A 12,106-nucleotide genomic window follows, 5' to 3' on the forward strand; every position below is an offset into this window, starting at 1 on the left:
CGGCAGCTCCTACACAGATCGCATTTCAAACGTAGGAGCTGCCGTAGGCTGCGATCTTTTGATTTGGCGGTTTATCAGAGAACCCGCGCATCCCGGCGCCAAGTTGGCTAAAATGCCGGCCTTTTCCATCCAAGCCGCTGGAACCGCCGTGAGCAAAGAACCCGATCGCCTTTTCGCCCAGCCGTTGGCCCAGGTGCCTGACTTCGCCTTCAACGAGGACGTGGTGCGGGTCTTCCCGGACATGATCAAACGCTCGGTGCCGGGTTACCCGACCATCGTCGAGAATCTCGGGGTGCTCGCCGCGCAGTTTGCCCAGCCCAACAGCGTGCTCTACGACCTGGGCTCGTCCCTCGGTGCCGTGACCCAGGCGTTGCGCCGGCACGTGCGCACCGACGGCTGCCGGGTGATCGCTGTGGATAACTCGGCGGCCATGGTCGAACGCTGCCGCGAATACCTCAATGGCCAGGACTCGATGTTCCAGGAGCTGCTACCTGTCGAAGTGATCGAAGGTGACATCCTCGCGCTGGAGTTCCAGCCGGCCTCGGTAGTGGCGCTGAATTTCACCTTGCAATTCATCGCCCCTGAGCAGCGCACAGCGTTGTTGTCGCGCATTCGCCAGTCGTTGCTGCCAGGTGGCGCGCTGATTCTGTCGGAGAAGCTGCGCTTCAACGACCTTCAGGAACACGCCCTGCTCACCGACCTGCACGTCGCCTTCAAACGCGCTAACGGCTACAGCGAACTGGAGATCGCGCAGAAACGCAGCGCCATCGAAAACGTCATGAAGCCCGACAGCCTCGAAGAACATCGCGAGCGCCTGCTGGCAGCCGGGTTCTCGAAAGTCGTGCCTTGGTTCCAGTGTCTTAACTTTGCTTCGTTGATTGCCCTGCCATGATTGATCTGTCTCCCCTCGCCCGCCGACTGGCTGGTACTCCACTGGCCGACTGGGCCAACAGCCTGCAAGCCCAGCTCGACAAAAAAATGGAAAAAGGCCACGGCGACCTCGAGCGCTGGCAGAGTGCGCTGGATGCGCTGCCGAAGATTCAGCCAAGCGAAGTCGACTTGTTGAATGGCCTGCGGCTGGACACCGATTGCGACGACGACACCCGCACGCAAATGCGCACAGCGTTGATGGGCCTGTCGCCATGGCGCAAGGGTCCGTTCGACTTGTTTGGCGTGCACGTCGACACCGAGTGGCGCTCGGACTGGAAATGGTCGCGAGTCGCGCCGCACCTGGATCTCAAGGGCAAACGCATCCTCGATGTCGGCTGTGGCAATGGCTATTACATGTGGCGCATGCTTGGCGCCGGCGCCGACAGCGTGATCGGCGTCGACCCCAACTGGCTGTTCTTCTGCCAGTTCCAGGCGGTGCAGCGCTATCTGTCGGAGCCGAATGCCTGGCACTTGCCGTTTCCCTTTGAAGACCTGCCGCCCAACCTTGAAGGTTTCGACACGGTGTTTTCCATGGGAGTGTTCTACCACCGCCGCTCGCCGATCGAACACTTGCTCGCGCTGAAAGATTGCCTGGTCAAAGGCGGTGAACTGGTGCTGGAGACCCTGGTTATCGAGGGCGATCAGCAGCAGGTACTGGTGCCGGAAGACCGTTATGCACAGATGCGCAACGTGTGGTTCCTGCCGTCGGTGCCAGCGCTGATGCTCTGGTTGCGCCGGGCCGGGTTCACCGATGTGCGTTGCGTGGACGTGAGCACCACCACGGTCGAGGAACAGCGCGGCACGGAATGGATGAAGTATCAGTCGCTGAGCGATTTCCTCGATCCCGAGGATCACAGCAAGACCATTGAAGGTTTGCCAGCGCCGATGCGGGCGGTGATTGTCGCTCGCAAGTAAACCCATCTCTCGGTCTATGCAGATCAAAATGTGGGAGCGGGCTTGCTCGCGAATGCGGTGTGTCAGTCAACTTCATTGTTGAATGACACACCGCATTCGCGAGCAAGCCCGCTCCCACATTAGGTCTGTGTTTAATCGGAAGATCTGGCTCTGCGGGCCTTGAAGAACTCGCTCAACACCGCACCGCACTCCTGCGCCAACACCCCGCCCTCAAACAATACTCGGTGATTCAAAAAGCCCTGGGTAAAGAACTGCCCCTGACTCTGCACAATCCCCGCCTTGGGCTCCAGCGCCCCATACACTACCCGCGCGATTCGCGAATGCACGATCAGCCCGGCGCACATGCTGCAGGGCTCGAGCGTTACGTACAGTGTGCTGCCGGGCAGACGATAGTTGCTGGCAGCCAACGCGGCAGCGCGGATCGCGACCATCTCGGCATGGGCACTTGGGTCATTGCCACTGATCGGGCAATTGAAGCCGCGGCCAATGATTTCACCGTCCTGCACCAGCACCGCACCCACCGGCACTTCACCGAGCGCCGCGCCTTGCGCAGCCAGGGCCAGGGCTTCGCGCATGAAGTCGCGATCGCGACTACGGTCGATGATCGCGGCGGGACGTATCTGACGCATCACGCCACCTCGATAGCGGCCATCAGGCCGGTTTCCATGTGATCGATCACGTGGCAATGGAACATCCACACCCCTGGGTTATCCGCCACCAGGGCCACCTGCGCGCGCTCGTTCTTGCCGAGCAGGTAGGTGTCCGTGAAGTATGGAATAACCTTGTGCCGGTTTGAGGCAATCACTTTGAAGCTCATGCCGTGCAAGTGAATCGGATGCTGGTACTGGGTCATGTTTTTCAGTTCGAAGATGTAGCTCTTGCCCCGTTCGAGCTTGGCGATCGGCCGGTCCGCGCAGGTCTTGTCGGTGATGTCCCAGGCCTGGCCATTGATCTGCCACAGGCTGGGTGGCTTGCCGTTGTCGACGTTCACCGACACCGAGCCGACCCACTCGAAGTTGAAGTTGAGTTTCTCGGCACTGGCCAGGTCCGGCTCGGCCACCGGGTTGGCGGGCAGCGCGGGTGGCCATGTGCTCGGCGTGTCGTTATTGGCCACGGAACGGAACGTGCCCAGGCGAACCGGGCCGTTGCGCAGGGATAATTCTTCGCCAGCCGGCGGAGCCTTGATCGCCAGGCAAATTCGCATGCCCGGGCCAAGCCAGTACTCCTTGCCCAACGGGCGCGGTGCAATCGGGTTGCCGTCCAACGCATAAATCTGCGCCTCGACACCCGGGATGTTGAGGCGATAAGTCAGGGTGTTGTCGAGGTTGAGCAGACGCACACGAGTGATTTGCCCGGCGGGTAGTTCGATCACCGCCTGGGACACTCCGTTGATGGTCGACAGGCGCCCCGCCGTGCCGCCCCGGGCCGCTTCACGAGGAATGCTGAACGCGACGAACGCGCCCTCTTCATCGACGTGCCAGCTTTTCAGGCTCAAGGTTTTTTCGTAGTTGAAACCGGTAGGCTCGCGCTCCTCGACGATCAGCGGACCGACCAGGCCACGGCCAAGTTCTTCGCTGCTGTTCACGTGCGGGTGATACCAGTAGCTGCCGGCATCCGGGACGCGGAACTTGTAGTCGAAATACTCCCCCGGCAGTACCGGAAGCTGCGACACATAGGGCACGCCGTCCATCTCCAGCGGCAGGCGGATGCCGTGCCAGTGGATGGTGGTCGCGACCGGCAGATGATTGATGAAGCGCACCCGCAGCCATTCACCCTGGCGCACGCGCAGCTCGGTGCCCGGCGCCGACGGGCCGAACGCCCAGGCTTGGGTGGTGTGACCGGGCACCAGTTCGACGTCCAGCGGAGCCGCAATCAGCTCATAGTCGTGACCCGCGTCGGCGTCAGCCATCTTGCCTAGCCAGTACCGCGATGCGCCACCCGCTCCGAGACCAACGACAACAAGACCGGCCAGGCCACCGAGGATTTGGCGACGGGTAAAGGACATGAACTCAACTACCTCACGTATCAACGACTGGCCCTGGGGCCTGTAAAAGGCGAATACGATACACCTGCGGTTGAGAAACAGTAAGGGCGGCGCGGCGACAGGTGTAGCGCAAACGTAAAAGACCCCGTGAATTCGCACTCACGGGGCCTTTCAGGTGTTACGGACGATCAGTCAGATCGGGATCATTCCCACTCAATCGTCGCTGGCGGCTTGCTCGACACGTCGTAAGTGACGCGGGAGATGCCTTCGATTTCGTTGATGATCCGGCCGCTGACGGTTTCCAGCAGTTCGTAAGGCAGGTGAGCCCAACGTGCGGTCATGAAGTCGATGGTTTCCACGGCACGCAGGGCCACGACCCAGGCGTAACGACGGCCATCGCCGACAACGCCAACCGATTTCACCGGCTGGAATACCACGAATGCCTGGCTGACTTTGTGATACCAGTCGGCCTTGCGCAGTTCTTCGATGAAGATGTGGTCGGCGCGACGCAGCAGGTCGGCGTATTCCTTTTTCACTTCACCGAGGATCCGCACGCCCAGGCCTGGGCCCGGGAACGGGTGACGGTAGACCATGTCGTACGGCAGGCCCAGTTCCAGGCCCAGACGACGCACTTCGTCCTTGAACAGTTCGCGCAGTGGCTCGACCAGTTTCAGGTTCATTTCTTCCGGCAGGCCACCCACGTTGTGGTGCGACTTGATTACGTGGGCCTTGCCGCTTTTGGCGCCAGCCGACTCGATCACGTCCGGGTAGATGGTGCCCTGGGCGAGGTACTTGATGTTGTCCAGTTTGTTGGACTGGGCATCGAACACGTCGATGAAGGTGCGGCCGATGATCTTGCGCTTCTTCTCCGGGTCGCTTTCGCCAGCCAGGTTGTCGAGGAACTGATCTTCAGCGTTGGCGCGGATCACCTTGACGCCCATGTTCTCGGCGAACATGGCCATCACTTGCTCGCCTTCGTGCAGGCGCAGCAGGCCGTTGTCGACGAAGACGCAGGTCAGCTGGTCGCCGATGGCTTTGTGCAACAGCGCGGCAACTACCGAGGAGTCAACGCCGCCGGACAAGCCGAGCAAGACGTTGTCGGTGCCGACCTGGGCGCGAACCTGGGCGATGGCGTCTTCGGCAATCTTCGACGGAGTCCACAGGGCCTCGCAGCCGCAGATGTCGAGGATGAAGCGCGACAGGATGCGACCGCCCTGCTTGGTATGGGTCACTTCCGGGTGGAACTGCACGCCGTAGTAGCCGCGAGCGTCGTCGAACATGCCGGCAATCGGGCAGCTCGGGGTGCTGGCCAGGATGTGGAATTCCTGCGGCATCTTGGTGACCTTGTCACCGTGGCTCATCCATACGTCGAGGCCAAACAGGCCGTCGGCGTCGATGTGATCTTCGATGCCATCGAGCAGGCGGCTCTTGCCGACCACGTCGACACGGGCGTAACCGAACTCACGCAGCTCGGAACCTTCGACCTTGCCACCCAGCTGTTCAGCCATGGTCTGCATGCCGTAGCAGATACCGAAGACCGGTACGCCCAGGTCGAACACCGCTTGCGGGCAGCGCGGGCTGTTGGCTTCGTGCACGGACTCGGGGCCGCCGGCGAGAATGACGCCTTTTGGAGCGAATTCGCGAATCGCGTCTTCATCCATGTCGAACGGATGCAGTTCGCAGTACACGCCGATTTCACGCACGCGGCGGGCGATCAGCTGGGTGTACTGGGAACCGAAGTCGAGGATCAGGATGCGGTGAGCGTGAATGTCGAGGGCCATGGGGTCAGTCTCGTCTATGCAATTCGGGTGAAGAGAATCAGAAACAACTCGGGGCTGAATAAAACAGCCCCGGTGCTTAACTTTTTGCTTGAAGGCTCAACCTACGCGGTAGTTTGGCGCTTCCTTGGTGATCTGCACGTCATGCACGTGGGACTCGGCCATTCCGGCGCCGGTGATCCGCACGAACTCGGGCTTGGTGCGCATTTCTTCGATGTCGGCACTGCCGGTGTAGCCCATCGAGGAACGCAGGCCGCCCATCAGTTGATGGATGATGGCGCTCAGGGTGCCCTTGTAAGGAACACGCCCTTCGATGCCTTCCGGAACCAGCTTCTCGGCGCCTGCCGAGGAGTCCTGGAAGTAACGGTCGGAGGAGCCTTGAGCCTGGGACATGGCGCCCAGCGAACCCATGCCGCGGTAAGCCTTGTACGAACGACCCTGGAACAGTTCGATCTCGCCTGGCGCTTCTTCAGTACCGGCGAACATCGAGCCCATCATCACGCAGGAAGCACCGGCAACGATGGCCTTGGACAGGTCACCGGAGAAACGGATGCCGCCGTCGGCGATCAACGGCACGCCTGTGCCTTCAAGGGCAGCGGCGACGTTGGCGATGGCACTGATTTGCGGGACGCCGACACCGGCGACGATGCGGGTGGTGCAGATCGAGCCAGGGCCGATGCCGACCTTGACTGCATCGGCGCCAGCTTCGGCCAGGGCCTTGGCGGCAGCGCCGGTGGCGATGTTGCCGCCGATGACCTGCACTTCAGGGAAGTTCTGCTTGACCCAGCGAACGCGGTCGATCACACCTTTGGAGTGACCGTGAGCGGTGTCGACCACCACCACGTCAACGCCGGCATTGACCAGGGCGGCGACGCGATCACCGGTGTCTTTACCGGTACCCACCGCAGCGCCAACGCGCAGACGACCTTGATCGTCCTTGCTGGCCAGCGGGTAAGCCTTGGCTTTTTCGATATCGTTGACGGTCATCATGCCCTTGAGGGCGAATTTCTCGTCGACGATCAATACGCGTTCGATGCGGTGTTTGTGCAACAACTCGCGAACGTCGTTCTTGTCGGCGCCTTCCTTGACCGTGACCAGGCGCTCTTTAGGCGTCATCACTTCACGGACAGTGGCTTCCATACGATTTTCGAAACGCACGTCACGGGAAGTGACGATGCCGACCAGGTCGCCATCGTGCAGCACCGGAACGCCGGAGATATTGTGCTGGCGGGTCAGTTCGAACAGTTCACGCACCGTGGCGTCTGCCTCGATGGTGATCGGGTCCTTGACCACGCCGGCTTCGTAACGCTTGACCTTGCGCACTTCGGCAGCTTGCTGCTCGATGGTCATGTTCTTGTGGATAATGCCGATGCCACCTTCCTGAGCCATGGCAATTGCCAGTCGGGCTTCAGTGACGGTGTCCATGGCGGCAGAAACCAGAGGAATATTCAGCTCGATGCCACGGGTTAGGCGGGTCTTGAGACTGACTTCGTTAGGAAGCACCTCGGAATAACCGGGCACTAGGAGAATGTCGTCGAATGTCAGAGCTTCTTGGCTGATACGCAGCATCGCGGGGGCTCCCGAGCGGGAAAATGGAAGCGCGCCATTATAGTCAGACACCCCCTCGGGTTCAATGTAAAACTCTGTCTATTATCGATACAGTGATCGACGGGGCACTACAGCTCGACTTTGACCCAACTCACCGGCTGGTCGAGCCAATCGGCAAACTCGTCGATAAAACTCTGCTTGAATCCAGCCTCGGCCCAATTGTTGAAGATAAACCCCAGGTTGGAGAACCCGCATTCCTGCAGGAACAGAAACCCGTTGATGTCATCTTCATGCCCGCATTCGGGACAAGTGAAGTTATCGGTACGCCCCGGCATCCAGTCTTCCAGGCTTTCGAACAGTGCTTCACCGACTTCCTTGCGGCACTCGGCGCAGCCCGCCTCCTCCAGAAAACCCTTGGCTGGCGTATAGATGCAGCGCTTGGTAATGATCTCCAGGCCATTGATCGGCTCACCAAAAGGCAGTGCTTCTGGGTGAAGCACCACTGCACGGGCGCCGTCGGCCAGGGCATAGCCCATGCGATTGCCGGTGCGCCCGCAGGTGGTGAGTTCTTCCTTGACGATGTTCTTGCGCACCAGCCAACGCACGATCGCCCGGGCCCGGGGTTCGTGCACCGGCAAAGTGGAGATTTTCGGGACGATGATGCTTTGCGAATTCATGGTGCAAGCCTAGTGCGTCAAATGGATGTTCTGCGGCGATCGTATTGACGTCTTCGCGGGCAAGCCCGCTCCCACAGGGTAAATGCAATCAAGTGTGGGAGCGGGCTTGCCCGCGAAGGCGTCGGAGCGGACGGCAGCTTAATCCCTGACACACACAGGTCAAGTACTCAAATACCGCCCGATCAGTGCGATACCGCTGGCCAGCACCAGCCAGGTCACCAGCCGCACGAACGCCTCGCGGGACAATCTCCTGGTCAACCGCCGACCGACCCACAACCCTGACGCCATGGCCGGCAACAAACACAGCGCCAGTAGCAACAAGGGTAGCTCGGCATACACACCCGCGACAGCAAACAGGCTCAGGCGCACCACCGTGCTGCAGCTGATCAGCGCGCTTTGGGTGGCGCGCGCCGCGTCCTTCGGCAGACGGCTGCTCAGATAGATCGCGTATAAAAAACCGCCGCTGCCAAACAGGGCTCCAAACATCCCGCCGATCGTGCCCATCGGTACCGCCCAGGCGGCCGACAACTGGGAGGGACGGGTTTTGACCCACAGGCTGTAAATCGCATAAGCGCTGATGAACAACCCCATCAGCAGTAACAACAGATCGGATTTCAGATTCAGCAGAAAGATCACGCCCAGCGTGCACCCCAGCGCCATGCAGGGCAGCAGTCGCAGCAACTCCGGCTTGGCCACGTCCCGCCGCGAAGGCAGCAGGTTGCCGAACGCAGCGACAAAATCCAGCAACACCAGCAACGGCACGATCTTCGACAGCGGCATGAACAGAATCAGGACGGGCCCGGCGACCAACGCAGTACCGAACCCGGCGATGCCGAACACGATGTAAGCCAGGGCGATGGCCAGGCCGATCACCAGCCACTCCGTGGCGCCGAATGGCCACTGCTGTAACAACTCAAGCACATTCATCTGCACGGCTTCCTTGAATACCTGTGATGACTTTAGCCAGTGCCGAGTCTCGCGACTAATATCTTCAAAGCCACCCACCCATCTCAAAAAGGCATGACTGTGCTTTCAATCCGCCAATTGCGTTACTTCGTGGAAATCGCCGACAGCGGCAGTTTCAGCGCAGCGGCTGAACATCTGTTCGTTGCTCAGTCAGCGCTGAGCCGGCAAATAAAGGACATGGAAACCCAACTGCAAACGCCGTTGTTCGAACGCACCGCGCGCCAGCCCCGGCTGACGGCGGCGGGTGAAGCCTTTTTGCCCCGGGCCAGAAACCTGCTGCATGAACTGACCAAGGCCAGCGACATGGCCACCCAGGTCGGCTCTGGCCAACTCGGCACCTTGCGCTTGAGCCATTCCAGCACCGTGCCAATGAGCGGCTGGTTGTTAGGCAACATCAGTGCTTATCTGGATCAATACACCGGCGTGTCCATGGACATCGTCAAACTGTCGTCCGAAGCGCAACTGGAAGAATTGGCCGAGGGACGCCTGGATGTCGGTCTGTTGCGTTTGCCGGTGCTGCGCCAGCGTGAAGGGGTGCAGATTGTGCCTTTATATAGTGAGCGCTTGTTGCTGGCCGTGCCGCCGAATCATCGACTGGCTGTGGATAACTCGGGGCGAGGCGTCGATCTGGCGCAGTTGAAGGATGAAGCGTTCATCTCCATCCCTCATCCGCAACGCGGCGGGTTGAGTTACTTGTCGGCCGAGCTGTGCATGCGCCAGGGATTCTTCCCGAAAGCCGCACGGGTGGTGTCGCGCAAGACTACGCAACTGCAGCTGATTCAGGCCGGGTTCGGCATCGCCCTGTTGCCAGAATCAATGCAAGACATTGCCCCGCCCGACATCCGTTTCCTACCCCTGGCCGACCCGGATTGCCAGAGCACGGTGGCCCTCGCCTGTCGGCAGAATCCCACCGCATTGGTCGAACGCTTCATCAAAACTTGCACCGTTCACTGTAGGAGCGAGCCTGCTCGCGATAGCGGTGCAACATTCAATAGTTCTGTCGACTGACACACTGCATCGCGAGCAGGCTCACTCCTACAAGGGGATTTGCGCGCGCGCATGGAGATTGTTCGCCGAATGCCTTTATCATGCACCCCATGATTAAAGATCCCTTTGCAAGACTCGGCCTGGACCGTGAAGTCCTGACTGTCAGCCAGCTCAACGGCCGCGCGCGGGTGTTGCTGGAAGACGTGTTCAGCAACATCTGGGTCGAAGGCGAAATCTCCAACCTCGCGCGTCCGGCGTCCGGCCATGTGTACTTCACCTTGAAGGACAGTGGCGCCCAGGTGCGTTGCGCGCTGTTTCGGCAGAACGCCGCACGGGTTCGCCAGGTGTTGAAGGATGGCCTGGCGGTCAAGGTCCGCGGCAAGGTCTCGCTGTTCGAGGGCCGCGGGGATTACCAGCTGATCCTCGATACCGTCGAGCCAGCCGGTGATGGTGCCCTGCGCCTGGCGTTCGACGCCCTGAAAGAAAAACTCAGCGCCGAAGGGCTGTTCAGTGCCGAACGCAAGGTCCCGCTGCCCGCACATCCGCAACGCATCGGCATCATCAGTTCGCCGACGGGCGCGGTGATTCGCGACATCATCAGCGTGTTTCGCCGCCGGGCGCCGCAGGTTCAGCTGACGCTCATCCCGACAGCCGTGCAAGGTCGCGAAGCCACTGCACAGATCGTCAGGGCGTTGAAGCTGGCGGACGCCCGTGGCTTTGATGCGTTGATCCTGGCCCGGGGCGGCGGCTCGCTGGAAGACCTCTGGTGTTTCAACGAAGAAGCCGTGGCCCGCGCCGTGGACGCCTGCGTCACACCGATTGTCAGCGCGGTAGGTCACGAGACTGATGTGTCAATCAGTGACTTCGTCGCCGACGTCCGCGCACCGACCCCTTCAGCGGCCGCCGAACTGCTGGCCCCGGATTCCAGCGACTTGGTGCGCCGGGTCGAGAGCCTGCATCGGCGCCTGGTAATGCGCATCCGCGATCGCCTGATCCGTGATCGCCTGCGCCTGGAAGGCATGTCCCGCCGCCTGCGCCATCCCGGTGAGCGGCTGCGCCAGCAAGCGCAACGCCTGGATGACCTGGACATGCGCATGCGACGCGCCTTCGAGCGTAGCCTCAATACTCGTCGCGAACGGCTTATCCGCCTGGAAACCCGCCTGGCAGGCCAGCATCCCGGTCGGCAACTGGCGATGCTGCGCCAGCGTCTCGACAGCTTGGCCGAGCGCCTGCCCCGAGCCATGCGCGAAGGTCTCAAGGACCGGCGCATGCAACTGCAAAGTCAGATGCAGACACTGCACGTGGTCAGCCCGTTGGCGACCCTTGGCCGTGGCTACAGCATTCTGCTGGATGAGCGCGGCAATGCAATTCGTAATGCCGCCCAGACCCACACCGGCCAGCGCCTCAAAGCCAGGCTTGGCGAGGGCGAGCTGCACGTAAGGGTCGAAGACAATCACCTGACGCCCGTCACCCTTTCTTTACTGGATTGATCCATGCCGCGCTTTCTCGCCTCGCTGTTTTTGCTGTGCCTGACCTTCAACGCCCACGCCGACAGTTACATCACTCGTCTGCTCAACAAACCGGTGCCGGGCGGCGTGGCCGTGGTGGACCTGGGCACTTCCGCGCAACCACCGAAGGCCAGCTATCAAGGCAAACCGGTGCTGGTGATCAAGGAACAGAACAACTGGCTGGCCATCGTCGGCGTGCCGCTCACCGTCAAGCCGGGCCCGCAGCAAGTCAGCAGTGGCGGTCGCAACCTGGCGCTCAGCGTAGGCAACAAGAAATACCCGGAACAGCACATCACCCTGAAAAACACCCAGCAGGTCAATCCGAACCCGGCCAACCTCAAGCGCATCGAAGCCGAGCTGGCCGAACAGATTCAGGCCTATCGCAGCTTCAGCCCGAACACCCCGAGCAACCTGCTGCTGGATAAACCGGTCAACGGCCCCCTCTCCAGCAAGTTCGGCGTGCGCCGCTTCTTCAACGGCGAGGAACGCAACGCCCATTCCGGACTCGACTTCGCCGTGCCTGCCGGAACCCCGATCAAGACTCCGGCCGCCGGCAAAGTGATCCTGATCGGCAACTACTTCTTCAACGGCAACACGGTGTTTGTCGACCACGGCCAGGGCTTCATCAGCATGTTCTGCCACATGTCGAAAATCGACGTGAAAGTCGGCCAGCAAATGTCCCGTGGCGGCGTAGTCGGCAAAGTCGGCGCCACCGGCCGCGCGACGGGCCCGCACATGCACTGGAACGTCAGTCTGAATGATGCGCGGGTGGATCCGGCGATTTTCATTGGGGCGTTTCAGCCTTGAGTAATG

Annotated in this window: 11 protein-coding genes; 5 read left to right on the forward strand and 6 right to left on the reverse strand. The window is 60.9% G+C overall.

The annotated features are described in order from the left end of the window. Positions 1-112: 112 nt before the first annotated feature. Together cmoA and cmoB are read left to right on the forward strand one after the other, a co-directional pair. Positions 113-892 (forward strand): carboxy-S-adenosyl-L-methionine synthase CmoA, encoded by a 780-nt coding sequence (gene cmoA / locus ORL50_RS17195; RefSeq protein WP_266016665.1) that lies wholly within the window; start codon positions 113-115, stop codon positions 890-892. Next, positions 889-1,845, forward strand: a complete 957-nt coding sequence (gene cmoB / locus ORL50_RS17200) for a tRNA 5-methoxyuridine(34)/uridine 5-oxyacetic acid(34) synthase CmoB (RefSeq protein ID WP_266016667.1) — start codon at positions 889-891, stop codon at positions 1,843-1,845. Before cmoA ends, cmoB begins: the two co-directional genes overlap by 4 nt. A 131-nt stretch (positions 1,846-1,976) precedes the next feature. Here cmoB and tadA read toward each other — a convergent pair whose 3' ends face one another. From tadA to ORL50_RS17230, 6 genes are all read right to left on the reverse strand, one after another. Further along, on the reverse strand, positions 1,977-2,474 hold the full coding sequence (gene tadA / locus ORL50_RS17205) for a tRNA adenosine(34) deaminase TadA (protein WP_266016669.1): 498 nt from the start codon (positions 2,472-2,474) through the stop codon (positions 1,977-1,979). Continuing rightward, complete coding sequence (locus ORL50_RS17210) at positions 2,474-3,850, reverse strand: multicopper oxidase family protein (RefSeq protein WP_266016671.1); 1,377 nt, start codon at positions 3,848-3,850, stop codon at positions 2,474-2,476. Before ORL50_RS17210 ends, tadA begins: the two co-directional genes overlap by 1 nt. A 182-nt stretch (positions 3,851-4,032) precedes the next feature. Continuing rightward, positions 4,033-5,610: a glutamine-hydrolyzing GMP synthase gene (gene guaA / locus ORL50_RS17215; RefSeq protein ID WP_266016673.1), complete on the reverse strand. Its 1,578-nt coding sequence runs from the start codon at positions 5,608-5,610 to the stop codon at positions 4,033-4,035. A 96-nt stretch (positions 5,611-5,706) separates the two neighbouring features. Next, positions 5,707-7,176 carry an IMP dehydrogenase gene (gene guaB / locus ORL50_RS17220; protein WP_266016674.1) on the reverse strand — a complete coding sequence of 490 codons (1,470 nt, stop codon included), beginning with the start codon at positions 7,174-7,176 and terminating at the stop codon, positions 5,707-5,709. A gap of 107 nt (positions 7,177-7,283) precedes the next feature. Then, positions 7,284-7,832: a sugar ABC transporter ATPase gene (locus ORL50_RS17225; RefSeq protein WP_266016676.1), complete on the reverse strand. Its 549-nt coding sequence runs from the start codon at positions 7,830-7,832 to the stop codon at positions 7,284-7,286. A gap of 159 nt (positions 7,833-7,991) precedes the next feature. Then, positions 7,992-8,759, reverse strand: a complete 768-nt coding sequence (locus ORL50_RS17230) for a sulfite exporter TauE/SafE family protein (protein WP_266016678.1) — start codon at positions 8,757-8,759, stop codon at positions 7,992-7,994. Between the two features lie 99 nt (positions 8,760-8,858). Between ORL50_RS17230 and ORL50_RS17235 the strand changes: the two genes are divergently transcribed. From ORL50_RS17235 to ORL50_RS17245, 3 genes are all read left to right on the forward strand, one after another. Further along, the gene (locus tag ORL50_RS17235; protein ID WP_266016720.1) at positions 8,859-9,806 is read left to right on the forward strand and encodes a LysR family transcriptional regulator; all 948 of its coding nucleotides are present in this window, start codon (positions 8,859-8,861) and stop codon (positions 9,804-9,806) included. An 89-nt stretch (positions 9,807-9,895) separates the two neighbouring features. Beyond that, the gene (xseA, locus tag ORL50_RS17240) at positions 9,896-11,275 is read left to right on the forward strand and encodes an exodeoxyribonuclease VII large subunit (protein ID WP_266016679.1); all 1,380 of its coding nucleotides are present in this window, start codon (positions 9,896-9,898) and stop codon (positions 11,273-11,275) included. A gap of 3 nt (positions 11,276-11,278) precedes the next feature. Then, positions 11,279-12,100, forward strand: a complete 822-nt coding sequence (locus ORL50_RS17245) for a peptidoglycan DD-metalloendopeptidase family protein (protein ID WP_266016680.1) — start codon at positions 11,279-11,281, stop codon at positions 12,098-12,100. Positions 12,101-12,106: the final 6 nt, after the last annotated feature.

The sequence above is a fragment of the Pseudomonas sp. RIT-562 genome (genome assembly GCF_026241895.1).
GTDB classification, from domain to species: Bacteria; Pseudomonadota; Gammaproteobacteria; order Pseudomonadales; family Pseudomonadaceae; genus Aquipseudomonas; species Aquipseudomonas mandelii_F.

Bases quoted from the DNA above. Each gene is read 5' to 3' on its own strand.
- ORL50_RS17210 (WP_266016671.1), bottom strand. From the start codon at position 3,850: ATGTCCTTTACCCGTCGCCAAATCCTCGGTGGCCTGGCCGGTCTTGTT.
- ORL50_RS17230 (WP_266016678.1), bottom strand. From the start codon at position 8,759: ATGAATGTGCTTGAGTTGTTACAGCAGTGGCCATTCGGCGCCACGGAG.
- tadA (WP_266016669.1), bottom strand. From the start codon at position 2,474: ATGCGTCAGATACGTCCCGCCGCGATCATCGACCGTAGTCGCGATCGC.
- cmoB (WP_266016667.1), top strand. From the start codon at position 889: ATGATTGATCTGTCTCCCCTCGCCCGCCGACTGGCTGGTACTCCACTG.
- xseA (WP_266016679.1), top strand. From the start codon at position 9,896: ATGATTAAAGATCCCTTTGCAAGACTCGGCCTGGACCGTGAAGTCCTG.
- ORL50_RS17245 (WP_266016680.1), top strand. From the start codon at position 11,279: ATGCCGCGCTTTCTCGCCTCGCTGTTTTTGCTGTGCCTGACCTTCAAC.
- guaB (WP_266016674.1), bottom strand. From the start codon at position 7,176: ATGCTGCGTATCAGCCAAGAAGCTCTGACATTCGACGACATTCTCCTA.
- cmoA (WP_266016665.1), top strand. From the start codon at position 113: ATGCCGGCCTTTTCCATCCAAGCCGCTGGAACCGCCGTGAGCAAAGAA.
- ORL50_RS17225 (WP_266016676.1), bottom strand. From the start codon at position 7,832: ATGAATTCGCAAAGCATCATCGTCCCGAAAATCTCCACTTTGCCGGTG.
- guaA (WP_266016673.1), bottom strand. From the start codon at position 5,610: ATGGCCCTCGACATTCACGCTCACCGCATCCTGATCCTCGACTTCGGT.